Raw genomic sequence first — 14,466 nt, forward strand, 5'->3', positions numbered from 1 at the left:
GACAGCAGCGACGGTGACCTAATTTTGCACCGATTTCAATTGGCACAACGGGCGAATAAACATGACGATTCGGATGGGACAAGAATCGGATATTCCGGATCAGGAGTTAGAGAGTAACGTAAACAGGACACTGACGGCAAGCAATCCCAGTAACCCGACTACGGCTGGGTGACGCTGACACCACAATTTTGCCGCTTGTAAGAGAGTACGACGCGGCAGATAAATCGACTCAGGTTCGAGCGGAGACTGGTCTTTATCCGTGTAAAGGGTACATTCCTTAGCATAAGGACGTTGAGGAAACGTACAAGTATCATCAACATGATAGAGACAGGTTTGACACAAATACTCCTGTTCCACGGCTCGGTGTAAGGTAATACCCGGATGACCGTAGGCTTTGAGAATCATGCCACAATGAGGACAAGTAATTTCTCGATTACTGATAGATTGATGGCAACGGGGACAATTGGGCATCAGGTCTAACGTTAGCTGGGTGTTTGGGGGAATTTTCTCACTTGATATTCACTCGCCTGAATCATCTGATAATCTTTGCCAAACTCCTGCTCGAACTGCTTTTGGGTTCCCTCCAACTGCTCTTGTGGAATAGCTTTCCACTGTTCACGGCTTGTCCAACGAATGATCAGGATGACTTCGGTGGGTGTTTCTGGTTCAATCCAGACTTCTTTGCTGATAAATCCCGGACAGCGAGCCAGCATCGATGTCCAGATTTCGGCATCTTTCTGAATAAAGGTTTCCCGAAGTTCGGGCGAGACTCTAATTTTAAGATACTCAATTACCATATAAAATGCTTGATCGGTTACTGTGCAAACGGTTGAATCATACCAAGTCAAGTCAAAGATAGTTGTTTTTCTGCCCCTGCTTCTCGCTTTAGGGCGGGTAAATACGGCAGCAGTTGTGGGCAAGATAGCACAAAATGGAACTGGGGGTTGGAATCAACCTCCCTTCCCCTATCCTGGGGTTAGCACCGAGTTACAGGAACAGCGTATGGATAATAGAGATTGGCTGAAGCAGTTATTGATGGTTGGTGTAGGCACAACGTCAATGGTTGCAGACAAACTACGAGAAGTTAGCGATGAATGGGTCAAAGATGGAAAAATTAATCCAGAGCAAGCCCAAGGATTCGTTGATGATATGGTGCAGCAGATCAAATCGGAACAAGGTAACTTTGAAGTCAACATGGAACGACAGCTACGGCATCTGTTGCAGGAGTTAGGTGTGCCTCGGCAAACGGAAGTGGATGAATTGCGGGGGCGCATTGATAGGTTGGAACGTCAAGTGCGGGATCTAGAAAATAAGCTGTGGCGTTAATCAAACATTGAATAGGAGGATAGATTTTGAGAGATATTCTAATCAGCTTAGGTGTTATTGTTGCCTGTGGATTGTTGTTGGTCGTGACTCAACTCAGCCGTGGGAGTGCAACAGCCGACGAACTCAACCCCACCCAACCTCAACCCCTAACCCAAGTTACCCAGGCTAAACCAATCCCTGAAAATCAATCAATTGCTATGAGTACGGATTCAACTGAGGAACAGAACACCGAGCAGGAGGTTGTAACCACACCATCGGGTTTGAAATATATCGAACTCAAAGAAGGTGAAGGCGCACAACCCCAAAAAGGTCAAACCGTTGTGGTTCACTATACCGGAACCCTGGAGGATGGCACCAAGTTTGATAGTTCCCGCGATCGCAACCGTCCGTTTTCCTTTAAACTCGGTGTAGGACGGGTGATCAAAGGCTGGGATGAAGGCGTTGCCACGATGAAAGTGGGCGGACGTCGTCGGCTGATCATTCCCCCGGAATTGGGGTATGGTTCCCGTGGTGCAGGTGGCGTGATTCCGCCCAACGCGACTCTAATTTTTGATGTGGAATTACTAAAAATTAGTTAAAACTTGTCTAGCCTCTCCCAGTCAGCTTAATTCTGACTTAAGCGTTGGTCCTTGGGTTTAAACCCAAGGCGGCTGGCGAGACTCACAAATGACAAATGACAAATGACGAATGACTAAATAATCACTGATTGGGATGGGCGAGATTGCGGAAGCGAGTATACTGAGGGTCGAAGATTAACTTCACCACGCCAGTTGGACCATTGCGATGTTTGGTAATAATCACTTCCGTGATCCCTTGCTCAGGGGTATCCGGAGAGTAATACTCATCCCGGTACAACATAATCACTAAGTCCGCATCTTGCTCAATCGAACCCGACTCTCTCAAATCGGACATCATCGGTCGCTTATTCGTCCGCGCCTCTACCCCTCGACTAAGCTGAGATAAGGCAATCACAGGAGTATTCAGTTCGCGGGCTAATCCTTTGAGAGAACGGGTAATCCGAGACAGTTCTTGGACTCGATTGTCACTACCACTCCCTTCCATTAACTGCAAGTAATCGATCAATACCAATCCCAGCGTTCCCCCTTGTTCTGCCTGGAGACGCCGCAGATTTGATCGCATCTGCATAACGGTGGGGTTAGGCGTATCCTCGATATAAATGGGTAATTCTGATAGCGTTCCCAGCGCATGGGAGAGAGGTTCCCATTGATTTTGAGTAATTCGCCCCGTTCGCAAATAGTTACTTTCAATGCCCGCCTCGCTGGATAAAAGCCGCTGGACTAATTGCGCCTTGGACATTTCTAAACTAAAAATTGCGACAGGAAATCTGTTAGCAATATTGCGAGCCATCGCCAACGCAAAGCTAGTTTTACCCATTGAGGGCCTTCCCGCCACAATAATTAAATCAGAACGCCCAAACCCACCCGTTAACGCATCCAAGTCATAGAAATTAGAGGGTATACCGGGTAAGGCAAGTCCTTCATGAAGCGTTTCGATTTCCTGAAAGGCTTGAATTAATGTCTCAGAGATTGGCACTAACCCTTGTTGTGGACGCACCTGAGTCAAATTGAAAATTTTCTGTTCCGCTTGTTCAAGAACAAAGTCCAACGCCATCGGTGTCTCATAACCCAATTGAACAATCTCATTTCCCGATTGGATGAGTTGACGGCGCAGGTACTTATCCATCACCAACGCCGCGTAGCGGTCAATATTCACGGCTGACACCGTGCGTTCAATTAACTGCGCTATCTTGCTCTGACCCCCCACCTTGTCTAATAATTTATGGTCATACAACCAAGAGGTAACGCTCATGAAATCCGTTGGCTTCCCTTCATGGTGCAGAATGAAGGCAGATCGATAGATTTCTTGGTGAGCGCTAACGTAGAAGGCTTCTGGAGATAATAAATCTACCACTCGACTCATTGCTTCAGGATCAAGCATGATCCCACCCAAAATAGACTCCTCCGCCTCGATGTTTTGAGGCGGTACAGAGCTAGGGATGATTGAAAGGTTAAAGTTTGAAGCCATCGCCAGAGATAGCGAGTACAACCAGAGGGTAGGGGAGCAGGGGAGCTGGGGCTGTAAGGTTCATACTACTTGCAGGTAACTCTAATTTAATTTCCTCTTTCCTTGTTCCCCTGGAAGGGGGGGTTTGGTTAAGTTATCGGGACAGTAGCCAAACCGTTATCAGTAAAACCCGCTCCTACATCCGGAGTAGAGACGTACCACAGCATGTTTCTCAATGCTACATCGGAGCAACGTGAATTTCTATAACCGCCGTAACTTCTGGATGCAGTTTGACTTGTGCCTTGTAGAAACCGAGCTTGCTGATATCGGGAAGCGTGATTCCCCGACGATCTACCTCTTGGTTTGTGGTTTCTTGAATGGCTTCTGCTACATCAGCTGCCGTAACCGTACCAAAGATTGCCTCTTGTTCACCCACTTGCTTGCGGATGGTAAAGCGACCTATAGTTTCTAGTGCTGTCTTACGGGCTTCAGCTTGCTGCTTTTCTTCGAGTAAACGTTGTCGCTCTTGTTCTTTGCGCCGCTCAACTTGCTTGAGAATACCAGCAGTGGCTAAGGTTCCAATCCCATGGGGAATTAAATAATTACGAGCATAGCCAGGAGCGACGTCCACCAGTTCGCCGGATTTGCCTAGCTTTCTAACGTCTTGATTTAAAACTAACTGTACACGTTTTGCCATTGTCTTTTTTGGGTACGGGCTATTTAACTTAGATACTGATGCTCACTCAGAATTTCAATCATACGAAAATTTGCTATCCGAGTGCAACTCACAAAGAGAGGAGTTTTGACCTTCACTTCTCCTTCACTTCGTTCTAGGACATGGTTTTGAGTTACAGCGCTGCGCTTCCCCTGCTCCCAGACGCGCCATGGCGCGTCTCTACATTGCTTCCCCTGCTCCCCTGTCTCCCCACGTTAAAACTTATCCTTCATTCCCCGCAATCGGGCAAAGGTTTGCACGGGTTCTGTACTCTTAACGGCTTCTTGGAGTGTCGGTTGTTCCCAGCGCAAAAAAGGATTCGTCAGTTTTTCGACGCCCAGTAGGGAGGGGACTGTTGCCTCTTTTCGACGACGAGCCGCTTCAACGTCAGTATAGCGGCTTTGCAAGTCTGGGTTGTTGGGATCAACGGTTTGGGCAAATTTAAGATTCTTTAGGGTATATTCATGGGCGCACCAGACACGGGTGTTGTCCGGTAACCTTCGCAGCTTACTCAAGGAATCAACCATTTGCTTGGGTGTCCCTTCAAAAAGTCTGCCACATCCTCCGGCAAATATGGTGTCACCACAGAATAATTCACCGACTTCATCGCTGGTGACAGGGGGAAAATAGTAGGCAATATGCCCGCTAGTATGACCGGGAACGAAAAATATCTCAGCCGTGCGATCGCTAAACTGAACCTCGTCTCCCTCTTGTAAAAATACCTGTTGTCCCGGAATTCTGCCCCGATCTTGGGTTCCCCCATAGACACAGACATCAGGATACCGCTGAATTAACTCTTGATTTCCACCCACATGATCCCAATGATGATGAGTGTTAAAAATTGTTACTAACTCAGCACCCAGTTTTTCCAGATGCTGTAATACAGGTTGAGCCTCGGCTGGATCAACCACAGCAGCAATATTCTGTTTGGGTTCATGCAGCAAAAAGATATAGTTATCTGAAAGGGCTGGTAGTCGATGGACTTGCATATTGAATCGTTCTTCCTCAGAAAAGTCTGCTATCAATCATTTTGCCTATTTGACAGATAAACCACCTCAATGGCAAATCGTGTCAATAGGCATTAGATTAGAATGGAAATACTCGCATAGCCTTTAACCTTCATCCTATCTCTACTACCGCTCACTCAGCTTGAGATGACAAACCTCGGTTAACTAGGCTATCGTAGTCGAAAATCTAGGTCACCGCTAAAAAAGACTAACCGCCTATGGCAGGAACTGTTCAACGCCCCTCTAGTCCCGCGATCGCCCAAATTGTTGATCGGATTCTCGATACAGGTCAATTGAGCCGTTGGGAGTATCTTCAGTTGGTGACTACGATGCTTTCTGACTATAAAGTTACCGAAGAGGAACGTAGTTATATTAATCGGGTTTTGGATGAACGGCAAATGGGACGACTACAGTGGATCAGTTAAAAAAGACCAACGTGTTGAAACCCAAGCGAAAGATTTCATTAGTTGTCAGTGACTTATCGAGCAGTGGATCGGGCAGGTGGGGCGGTGCCGTGCGACCTTTTTTATTGTATAAAGCTCTCAAAAAACTCAATTATGAAGTCGAAGTTATAGGATTTGTTCCCCACGAGCAGAGTTCAGATATTCCGCCTTCTGAAATTCCTATTATTACAATTCCCGCTTATAATTATCCAAAATTCATTATTTCAATTAATACTCTAATTAAGACTATTCAAGGCAATATTATTTATGCCAGCAAATTAAAACCAACAAGTTTTGGGGTTGCCCTTATTAAAAAGTTTAAAACCCGATGTCCTGTTCTCTTAGATATAGACGATTGGGAGTTAAGTTGGTATGGAGGTGATGATTGGGCATACCGTCCTAGCTTAAAACAATTCGCTAGAGATATTTTAAAACCTGAAGGCGCTCTCAGAAATCCGAATCATCCTGTTTATTTAAGGTTGACCGAAGGGTTAGTTTCCCAAGCTGATGTGATTACCACCCACACCCATTTCATGCAAGAACGGTTTGGTGGTGTATATCTACCTCAGGGCAAAGATACGACAGTGTTTGACCCCAGTCAGTATAATCCAGAAACCAGTAGAAAACGATATGATCTGGCTGACTATCGAGTTCTCATGTTTCCAGGAGCGCCACGCCCTTATAAAGGGGTAGAAGATGTTTTAATGGCGCTGGATCAATTAAATGAGTCCGACTTAAGGCTTGTCATTGTTGGGGGTAGTCCATACGATGATTATGATCATCAACTGATGGAAAAATGGGGACGTTGGATTATTAAGCTACCCAGATTACCTGTATCAGCAATGCCTGAAGTCGTTGCGGCAGCTCATATTGTAGTCGTTCCTCAGCGAGATACTCCAGCCGCTAAAGCCCAGTTTCCGCTGAAACTAACTGATGCGATGGCAATGGGCAAACCAATTTTATCGACGCGCGTTGGCGACATTCCAGAAATTTTAGGAGACACGGGTTATTTGGTCGATGCCAGTTCTCCTGAACAAATTGCTGATAAAATTCGGTGGATATTTCAAAACTACCAAGAAGCAATTGAGCGAGGAAAAGAAGCGAGAAAAAGGTGTATGGAGTGTTACAGTATAGATAAAATGGCAGATATACTATCTGAAGTGATTAGTCAATTATAGTTTTAAGTATTGACCATACTAAACAAATAAGACTCTATGGCTTCCAATTTATTATCAAAAGTTATTAGGCGATATCCAACTAGAGTGGCGATAACGGTTCTCTTAGGATTATCGGGTGGATTATTTAACGGTGTGGGTACAGCCCTAATCGCTCCGATCGTTTTAAATCTTTTAGGGATAGATTTAGATTTAAAAAGTGGTCCTCCTATTCTTAAGGCAATTATGTCTCCCTTTAATAACCTGCCAGGAAATTATCGGCTGGTAGCGATGGCGGGAGCTATTGTGGGACTAATTATATTAAAAAATCTTTCTAATTATGCCAGTACATTAGCCTCCAGTTCGTTGAGACGCCGAATTACCTGTGATTTACGTGAAGCCGGCGTGAAATTATTACTCGACGTAGATATAGATTTTTACTCTCGCATGAAAGTCGGTGATCTCGTGAATCGCCTAGGGACAGAAATTGGTCGAGCTGCTGGGGAGGTTAGCACCATACTGAATATGATGGTGACGGTAACGAATGCCCTAGTATTTCTCGCCTTATTACTGGCTCTTTCCTGGGAATTGACATTAGCTTCAACAGTTTTAGTTGCTATTGTTGCGTTAGTCAATCAATACTCAATTAGTCGTGCCAAAGCATTTGGCAAACAGCTATCAAGTCTGTCAAAAGCTTATTCGATTGCCGTGCTAGAAACGTTGAGCGGAATTCGACTGGTTAAAGCTACCGGTAATGATGAGAGAGAGTATCAACGAATCCAACAGCTAATCCGCGATCGCGAAAAGGCGGATTTTAAATCCCAGGCGAACAATGCAGCCATAGCACCCGTTGGTGAAGTGACTAGCATTGTCGGGTTGCTGGGGATTGTGTTTATGGGACGAATATTTTTTGCCAGTCAGATTGAAAATCTATCAGGGGTATTGTTCACTTTTCTCGTCTTACTGCAAAGGCTCTTACCTTTAATTTCCCAGTTAAACAGAGCTAGGGGTTCCTTAGCGAATAGTTCAGCTAGTGTGGAAGTGGCACATGACTTCCTGCGCCAGGATAATAAGCCCTTTATGAAGCCAGGATCTCAGCCTTACCATCCCTTAAAAGAAGGGATTCATTTTCATCAGCTATCGTTTGCCTATCCGACTCAACCGAACAAGGTAGTGTTAAAAGAGGTTAATTTAGACTTACCTCGTGGGACAACATTAGCGTTAGTGGGAGCATCGGGTGCAGGTAAGTCAACGTTAGCGGATTTATTACCACGATTTTATGATCCCACAGAGGGGAGTATTACCCTAGATGGAATCGATTTGCGGGAGTTTGATATCAAAAGTCTCCGTAATAATATGGGAATTGTTAGCCAAGATACATTTTTGTTCAATACCTCGGTTCACGATAATATTGCTTATGCTCGACCAGATGCTTCCGAAAAAGATGTAATTAAAGCGGCGCGACGGGCGAATGCCTTAGAATTTATTGAACAACTCCCTGGGGGGTTTAATACGATGATTGGCGATCGCGGGGTGTTATTGTCAGGAGGACAGCGTCAGCGCCTTGCGATCGCTCGCGCTATTTTACAAAATCCGGATATCTTGATTCTGGACGAAGCTACGAGTGCATTAGATACAGTTTCTGAGCGTTTGGTGCAAGAAGCGCTGGAGGAATTGAGTCGCGATCGCACAACTCTGGTTATTGCTCACCGCCTTTCCACTGTGCAAAACGCCGATCAAATTGCGGTTTTAGAGAAAGGGTGTGTGATGGAAGTCGGGAAACACGAGGAACTTTTACGCAAAGGAGGATATTATGCACGGTTGTATCAGATGCAATTTGCTGAACATCCTCAAGGTACGCCCACCACAAATCCTGCTTTAATGAAAGCCTCTCACGAAGTCCGAACCATGCTCAATTCCATGCTCGGTTCTATCCGGTTGTTAGCCGATGACTTAGTAGATACTCCAGAAGAGGAAAATGAATTACTAGAAGAATCTTATAGTTCAGCTATAAATATTCTCAATACTATTGAGTTGTTTGAAAATAGTGCTAAAATGGTCAAAAAATAGGCTTGAATTGCTTCAAATAGCTAAAAATTATGGCTTGTACAATCATTTGACACAATTATTTGTAAGGATCAGATGAATAAATATTATATTTTTTTTACGAGAAATGTCTTGCCTAAACCTGAAGCTCATATAGTTCATGATGTTAATACTGCTAATGCAGCAGCAAACCTAGGCTATCCGACTGCCTTAGTTTATCTTCAGAAACCACGGCAATCCCTTAATCCCATTGACTGGATTTATCCATTTCGCCTGAGCCAACCAGAGGAAAAAATCGTTAAATATTACAATATTCACAATAAACTTAAAGTTATTCCCCTCGCTATGCCGTGGCCCATTGGTCGAATTGGAGGAAAGTGGACTCACCCCAGTACGATAGTTTGCAAGTACTATTTTCCTATTCATATTTTTCCTCATACTAAAATTTTGCATACTTTAGATTGGAATTTGGTGAAAGCAGCTATTCAATCGGGTATTCCAGTTATTTACGAGCGAGAACACTATCCGAACCATAAATATGATCAAGACATTGTTCAAAATCCTCTCTTTCAAGTAGCGGTCACTGTTGCCGAACCTGTGCGCGAGAAAATGATTCAAAAGGGCATGCCACCCGATAAAATACTCAAGCTTCATCTTAGTTTTAATCAATCATTTCTAGTTCAACAACCTGCAAAAGCTAAAGAATGGCGACAAAAGTTGCTAACCGAGGGACGACAAAACCTGGTAGTATATTCAGGAGGATTGTATCGATTTAAAGGGGTTGAACTGCTAATTGATGTTGCTCAAAAATTACCCCAGATTCAATTTGCCTTTGCCGGAGGAGATGAATCTCAGGTACAAGCCTATAGGCAACTAGCTAGGGAAAAGCAGGTTGCTAATGTTACGTTCTTAGGTTATATTCAACACGAACATCTACCTAGTTTACTACAAGCTGCCGATATTTTAGCTCATCCCCACTGTTCGGGCGAAGCCGCAACGTTTACCTCACCTCTCAAATTCTTTGAGTACTTAGCGTCTGGAACTCCTATTTTAGCAACAGAGATCCCTCCATTAATGGAATTCAAAGAGGCAAATATTATTGCTGGCTGGTGTGAACCCGATAATTCAAATCAATATGCTCAATGCCTTAAGCAATTGTTAGAGAATTACCCTCGGAAAATTGATGGTTATGTTGAACAGATTAATTTTGCACGCCAGTTTTCTTGGGAAAGTAGAATGGCTAAAATAATGAGTTATGTACAGGAGTATATGCGGCCTCCTCTCTCTAGAGGAGATAAGTAATTTTTACTTAATCAAGTAAACAGGAAATACATTGACCCAAAGTCATTTAAAGTTTATCTATTCCATACTATTATGAATGAAAAAAATCGATCAATTTATTTTTACATCCCCCGAAATAAATGGCCTGATGACTATATTCCAGAAATTCCTGAAAATTATTGGCAGTGGTATCAATCTAGATCCAGTAGATACTTATCCATGTATCATTGGATTTTACAAACCTATCTACACCTTAAAGCGGATGGCTTCCCTTGTCAGCTAATAGATACTATGCCTACTGAAGGAATTGTCTTGTCCCACCGCTATTCCCTCCCTGATAATCTTCAACCTCAACCCAGACTATTAATAGTATGTATTCAAGCTGATAACAAACCACATCCTTACGCACAGCTTCATCTGGTACAAAATCCTACGCAAGAAACCTCTAGACAGTGGTTGACGCTTCGAGAATGTTACTATATTCCCCATTGGACACATCCTGGATTGATCCCTCGGGATCCCTCACGCGGTAATAAATTTGAAAATATTGCCTTCTTTGGATACGATGAAAACTTGGCACCAGAGTTGAAGCAGACATTGTGGTATGAACAGCTTAACAACTTGGGCTTAAATTGGTATGTAGTGAGTCGGCAAAACCACTTTAACGACTACAGTTATGTTGATGCTATCTTAGCTGTGCGAAGTTTTCAGTCTTCAGACCAGTACAATTGGAAACCGGCAACAAAACTTCATAATGCGTGGCGTGCTGGTGTGCCAGCGATATTAGGTTGTGAGTCTGCATTCCGCTCTGAACGTAAAAGTGAACTAGACTATATAGAAGTAGCTTCTTTGTCAGATGTGATTTCGGCACTCAAGCGCTTGCGCGATGATTTGGAATTTCGTCAGGCTATGGTTGACAATGGTAAAGTTCGTGCAGAGGACACAGAACCTGATAAAATGGTTAACCAATGGAAAAGTTTCCTTATCAATAAAGCAATACCTGCTCATGAGCGCTGGTGTTCTACACCCGTATGGCGACAGCAAGCATTTTTGAAGAGTCGCCGTTACGTAACTCTCAAACTAGAGGGTATTCAACGTCGCCTGCAATCCGTGATATTTCGTCTTAGAGGAACGTAAAATTTCTATTTGATAATAAATTCAAACAGTGATATGTATTTTTAGGGGATCTGATATCTATCATGATAATGTCTAGAGATAAAATTAAATCTATTACAGATAACAATCTGTCTTTTTACCGGACTCTACATCACTTCAAAAGATACGGAGAATTCAGTAATTTAGAGCAGTTCCGCGATTATGTCAGTTGGGCTAAATCCAACACTATTAAAATCTATGTATTAGGAAATGGCTCAAACACTCTATTTACAAGGAAAGATATTAAAAGCTTAATTTTAAAAAATAAGCTTTCCAAGCATATAAATAGTCTACCAGAATATCGGCTTGAAGTTTCTTCTTCCGTTTTAGTAATAGATGTACTTAAATACTGCTACGAAAACTCATTCGACTCCTTTTACTATCTGGCATCAGTTCCAGCAACGCTTGGTGGTGCATTAGCGATGAATGCTGGTCGTGCTAAGCATCATCATCGCACTATATATGATTTTGTGGAAAGCGTTACATTTTTCGATGTTGAAAGAGATTGCATCAGAACTCTTGGAAAAGAGGAAATTGTAATAGGGCATAGGCAAACAATATTTACTGGCATTCACTCTTATCTTATCCTAAGTGCTATCCTTAAATTTAGTCCTATAAGTATGGAAGGAAATCCTATTACTGAGAGATGTAAGTGGTCAAAGAAGTTTCAAGATAATTCAGAACCTAATTGTGGTTCTGTTTTCAAGGAATCTGAAAGTAAAATATTAAAGCAATTGCAAGGTATGCGTATTGGAAAAGCCTGTTTTTCTGCTAAGACAACTAATTGGATATTAAATAGTTCTGATAGTAGCATTCCTATACTTATTCTCATTACTTTTGCCAAATTTTTACATTTTTTAAATATAAAGAAAGCTATTCTTGAAGTAATCCTAGTAGATTGATATAGTATTTTGCTTTATCTGTGTTCAGAATTTGCCAATTCAGTTACAAAATTAATTAAATTAGAATCAAAGTTAAGGAAAATGAAAGTAGGAATTCTAACATTTCACAATACAACTAACTACGGTGCAACCCTTCAAGCTTACGCCTTGTCAACAATAATTGGCAGCCAAGGACATGATGTTGAAATCATTGACTATTGCCCCTATAAAGTTGAAAAATATTATAAAAAAGACCTATACTTCATCGATAAAAATCGCCGATTAAATCGCCGCATTTTTGACAATTTACTCAAGTACTACAAAACACGCAAATTTTTGGTTTCAAAAACGAATATTAGTAAAAAAAAATATGCAACAAGTGCTGAATTAAAAAAAATAAATTCTTCCTATGAAGTGGTAGTATGTGGTAGCGACCAAATATGGTGTATTGACTCATTTCGTGGTTTTGATTCTGCCTATTTTCTAGACTTCATTGATAACAAAACAGATATTATTAAAATTAGCTATGCTGCTAGTTTTGGTCATACAATGAGATTAAGAAATTATAGAGAGTTAATCTGCCAACTGATCAGCAATTTTTCAGCTATTTCAGTTCGAGATGCTAATAGTAGACGACTGCTCAAAGAAGAGTGTAATGAGCAAGCAGTAAAAGTTCTAGATCCTACTTTTTTGATTGAATATGATGAATATTTTCTAGATAAAAAGTTTAAAAAAGAATATCTTTTAATATATATAATTTCTGGAATTACATTAGAGCAAAAGACTTTTATCAAATTTATAGCTAACTACAAAAATTTAGAAATAATTTCTGTTGGAAAATATGTGGATATTGCGACAAAAAATATTATAGGTATTGGACCTAAGGAATGGATAAACTACTTCAGTCACGCTTCTTATATTATGACAAATACTTATCATGGAACTATATTTTCTATACTTTTCAGAAAACCATTTATTGTTCTTGATACTTTAAACAAAGCAAATAAAATAAATGATTTGTTGAAAGATTTTAATTTGGAAAATCGCCTAAACTCAAAATCAAATTTCATTGAAAATTTTAATAAAAACATTTTAGATATAGAATATAGTTTAATTGAAGAGGATATCAATCAAGCAATTTCTAATTCCAAAAACTTTTTAAAAACAACAATTAACAGCAAATAAGAACAAATATATTTATATATTTGTATACTATATATGGATAAAACAAAAAGATACCTATTTATTATTTGTATTTATATTTACAAATGCGTAAGGTGATCACCATTAGGTACGAAATCAACCCAATCTTGGAAGAGAAGCAAGCAGCTTTACCTTGACACAGCCACATCTTATAGAAGATGATATCATCTTACGCATATATCTATGCTCGGATCAGGTCAAGATATACCAAAAGCGGCTCAAAGCGTTAGAGCGACAGCGATTTATCGCCCCTGTACATGAGTAGGATTACGGCAAGAGCTGTCATGGTGAGTACAACGGCAAGCTAGATCTGACTCACGCTTGTGTACTTTTAGCCCTAACAGCCTAATCCGTCAGCCCTAACTCGCCAATGAGCTAGCTACCTGTACGGCTACATTTAAGGACAATTCCATGAGTTACGCAATTATTGAGACAGGCGGAAAACAACTGCGAGTTGAACCCGGTCGTTTTTACGACATTGAACTCCTACCCGTTGAACCCGAAGAAAAAGTTACGATTGAACGGGTGTTGCTGGTTGAAAATAATGGTGATGTCACCATTGGTCAGCCTTGGGTTGATGGAGCAACGGTTGAAGGAACGGTGATGCGACATTTTCGCGATCGCAAAATCCTGGTCTACAAGATGAAGCCGAAGAAGAAAACCCGCAAAAAGCGGGGACATCGCCAGGAAATTACCCGTCTGATGGTTGATGCTATTAGTATGAATGGTTCAGTGTTAGCGGGTACTAGCGCTGAATCCACAGAAACACCGACGCCGGCGACGCCTGTGGAGGTAATGCCAACTGAGGCTGAGGAGTCAGCCCCTGAAGCAACATCGGAAACTGCTTCAGAATAAGAATAGGAATCTACTCACACCAAATCCGCCTTTATAACTCCATGCAAGAGGAGGCGATTGAAATCGCTGCTACACAAGCAAAGTCCGCCTGCGCGGACTAGGTTATAACGGGGGTAGCGTTCCCCGGATTTGGTATCACACCATTAAAACAAGAGGAGACTATGGCTCACAAGAAAGGTACAGGTAGTACTCGTAACGGTCGTGACTCTAATGCCAAGCGGCTAGGAGTTAAACGCTTTGGCGGTCAAGTTGTCAAAGCAGGTAACATTTTAGTGCGTCAGCGGGGTACCAAATTTCACCCCGGCACCAATGTCGGTCGTGGCAAAGATGATACTCTATTTGCCCTGATTGATGGCACGGTGACGTTGAGAGAAA

General features: G+C 42.1%; 16 protein-coding genes. 11 read left to right on the plus strand and 5 right to left on the minus strand.

What is annotated here, in order from left to right:
- Positions 1-99: 99 nt before the first annotated feature.
- Both MC7420_RS22490 and MC7420_RS22495 read right to left on the minus strand, forming a co-directional pair.
- The gene (locus MC7420_RS22490) at positions 100-471 is read right to left on the minus strand and encodes a zinc ribbon domain-containing protein (RefSeq protein ID WP_006103298.1); all 372 of its coding nucleotides are present in this window, start codon (positions 469-471) and stop codon (positions 100-102) included.
- Between the two features lie 11 nt (positions 472-482).
- Positions 483-797: a TIGR03792 family protein gene (locus MC7420_RS22495; RefSeq protein ID WP_044209004.1), complete on the minus strand. Its 315-nt coding sequence runs from the start codon at positions 795-797 to the stop codon at positions 483-485.
- Positions 798-1,002: 205 nt separating this feature from the next.
- Here MC7420_RS22495 and MC7420_RS22500 point away from each other — a divergent pair, with 205 nt between their 5' ends.
- Positions 1,003-1,326 carry a phasin family protein gene (locus MC7420_RS22500; RefSeq protein WP_044209078.1) on the plus strand — a complete coding sequence of 108 codons (324 nt, stop codon included), beginning with the start codon at positions 1,003-1,005 and terminating at the stop codon, positions 1,324-1,326.
- Positions 1,327-1,352: 26 nt separating this feature from the next.
- Positions 1,353-1,904 carry an FKBP-type peptidyl-prolyl cis-trans isomerase gene (locus tag MC7420_RS22505; protein WP_006103150.1) on the plus strand — a complete coding sequence of 184 codons (552 nt, stop codon included), beginning with the start codon at positions 1,353-1,355 and terminating at the stop codon, positions 1,902-1,904.
- 121 nt (positions 1,905-2,025) lie between these two features.
- Here the strand turns inward: MC7420_RS22505 and dnaB are convergent, their stop codons facing one another.
- The 3 genes from dnaB to gloB form a co-directional block, all read right to left on the minus strand.
- Entirely contained in the window at positions 2,026-3,372 is a 1,347-nt protein-coding gene (gene dnaB, locus MC7420_RS22510; RefSeq protein WP_006103313.1) for a replicative DNA helicase, read from the minus strand.
- A gap of 217 nt (positions 3,373-3,589) precedes the next feature.
- Positions 3,590-4,048 (minus strand): 50S ribosomal protein L9, encoded by a 459-nt coding sequence (gene rplI / locus MC7420_RS22515; RefSeq protein WP_006103244.1) that lies wholly within the window; start codon positions 4,046-4,048, stop codon positions 3,590-3,592.
- A 233-nt stretch (positions 4,049-4,281) separates the two neighbouring features.
- Entirely contained in the window at positions 4,282-5,055 is a 774-nt protein-coding gene (gene gloB, locus MC7420_RS22520; protein WP_006103268.1) for a hydroxyacylglutathione hydrolase, read from the minus strand.
- A gap of 236 nt (positions 5,056-5,291) precedes the next feature.
- Between gloB and MC7420_RS22525 the strand changes: the two genes are divergently transcribed.
- From MC7420_RS22525 to rpmA, 9 genes are all read left to right on the plus strand, one after another.
- Positions 5,292-5,498, plus strand: a complete 207-nt coding sequence (locus tag MC7420_RS22525) for a hypothetical protein (RefSeq protein ID WP_006103233.1) — start codon at positions 5,292-5,294, stop codon at positions 5,496-5,498.
- Complete coding sequence (locus tag MC7420_RS22530; protein WP_006103142.1) at positions 5,486-6,694, plus strand: glycosyltransferase family 4 protein; 1,209 nt, start codon at positions 5,486-5,488, stop codon at positions 6,692-6,694. Before MC7420_RS22525 ends, MC7420_RS22530 begins: the two co-directional genes overlap by 13 nt.
- Before the next feature lie 36 nt (positions 6,695-6,730).
- Positions 6,731-8,740 carry an ABC transporter ATP-binding protein gene (locus tag MC7420_RS22535; protein WP_044209007.1) on the plus strand — a complete coding sequence of 670 codons (2,010 nt, stop codon included), beginning with the start codon at positions 6,731-6,733 and terminating at the stop codon, positions 8,738-8,740.
- 72 nt (positions 8,741-8,812) lie between these two features.
- Positions 8,813-10,018, plus strand: a complete 1,206-nt coding sequence (locus MC7420_RS22540) for a glycosyltransferase (RefSeq protein ID WP_044209009.1) — start codon at positions 8,813-8,815, stop codon at positions 10,016-10,018.
- 72 nt (positions 10,019-10,090) lie between these two features.
- Positions 10,091-11,134: a hypothetical protein gene (locus MC7420_RS22545; protein WP_006103131.1), complete on the plus strand. Its 1,044-nt coding sequence runs from the start codon at positions 10,091-10,093 to the stop codon at positions 11,132-11,134.
- A gap of 68 nt (positions 11,135-11,202) precedes the next feature.
- Positions 11,203-12,054: an FAD-binding protein gene (locus tag MC7420_RS22550; RefSeq protein WP_006103255.1), complete on the plus strand. Its 852-nt coding sequence runs from the start codon at positions 11,203-11,205 to the stop codon at positions 12,052-12,054.
- An 81-nt stretch (positions 12,055-12,135) separates the two neighbouring features.
- Positions 12,136-13,218 carry a polysaccharide pyruvyl transferase family protein gene (locus MC7420_RS22555; RefSeq protein ID WP_044209012.1) on the plus strand — a complete coding sequence of 361 codons (1,083 nt, stop codon included), beginning with the start codon at positions 12,136-12,138 and terminating at the stop codon, positions 13,216-13,218.
- A 429-nt stretch (positions 13,219-13,647) separates the two neighbouring features.
- Positions 13,648-14,091, plus strand: a complete 444-nt coding sequence (gene rplU / locus MC7420_RS22560; protein ID WP_006103283.1) for a 50S ribosomal protein L21 — start codon at positions 13,648-13,650, stop codon at positions 14,089-14,091.
- Positions 14,092-14,252: 161 nt separating this feature from the next.
- Positions 14,253-14,466 (plus strand): 50S ribosomal protein L27 (gene rpmA / locus MC7420_RS22565; RefSeq protein ID WP_063712025.1); only part of this gene is annotated, 214 nt, incomplete at its 3' end.

It is taken from the genome of Coleofasciculus chthonoplastes PCC 7420, from assembly GCF_000155555.1.
GTDB lineage: Bacteria > Cyanobacteriota > Cyanobacteriia > Cyanobacteriales > Coleofasciculaceae > Coleofasciculus > Coleofasciculus chthonoplastes_A.

Coding starts and splice junctions, on each gene's coding strand:
- MC7420_RS22490 (WP_006103298.1), bottom strand. CDS start 471: ATGCCCAATTGTCCCCGTTGCCATCAATCTATCAGTAATCGAGAAATT.
- MC7420_RS22495 (WP_044209004.1), bottom strand. CDS start 797: ATGGTAATTGAGTATCTTAAAATTAGAGTCTCGCCCGAACTTCGGGAA.
- MC7420_RS22500 (WP_044209078.1), top strand. CDS start 1,003: ATGGATAATAGAGATTGGCTGAAGCAGTTATTGATGGTTGGTGTAGGC.
- dnaB (WP_006103313.1), bottom strand. CDS start 3,372: ATGGCTTCAAACTTTAACCTTTCAATCATCCCTAGCTCTGTACCGCCT.
- rplI (WP_006103244.1), bottom strand. CDS start 4,048: ATGGCAAAACGTGTACAGTTAGTTTTAAATCAAGACGTTAGAAAGCTA.
- gloB (WP_006103268.1), bottom strand. CDS start 5,055: ATGCAAGTCCATCGACTACCAGCCCTTTCAGATAACTATATCTTTTTG.
- MC7420_RS22525 (WP_006103233.1), top strand. CDS start 5,292: ATGGCAGGAACTGTTCAACGCCCCTCTAGTCCCGCGATCGCCCAAATT.
- MC7420_RS22535 (WP_044209007.1), top strand. CDS start 6,731: ATGGCTTCCAATTTATTATCAAAAGTTATTAGGCGATATCCAACTAGA.
- MC7420_RS22540 (WP_044209009.1), top strand. CDS start 8,813: ATGAATAAATATTATATTTTTTTTACGAGAAATGTCTTGCCTAAACCT.
- MC7420_RS22545 (WP_006103131.1), top strand. CDS start 10,091: ATGAATGAAAAAAATCGATCAATTTATTTTTACATCCCCCGAAATAAA.
- MC7420_RS22550 (WP_006103255.1), top strand. CDS start 11,203: ATGTCTAGAGATAAAATTAAATCTATTACAGATAACAATCTGTCTTTT.
- MC7420_RS22555 (WP_044209012.1), top strand. CDS start 12,136: ATGAAAGTAGGAATTCTAACATTTCACAATACAACTAACTACGGTGCA.
- rplU (WP_006103283.1), top strand. CDS start 13,648: ATGAGTTACGCAATTATTGAGACAGGCGGAAAACAACTGCGAGTTGAA.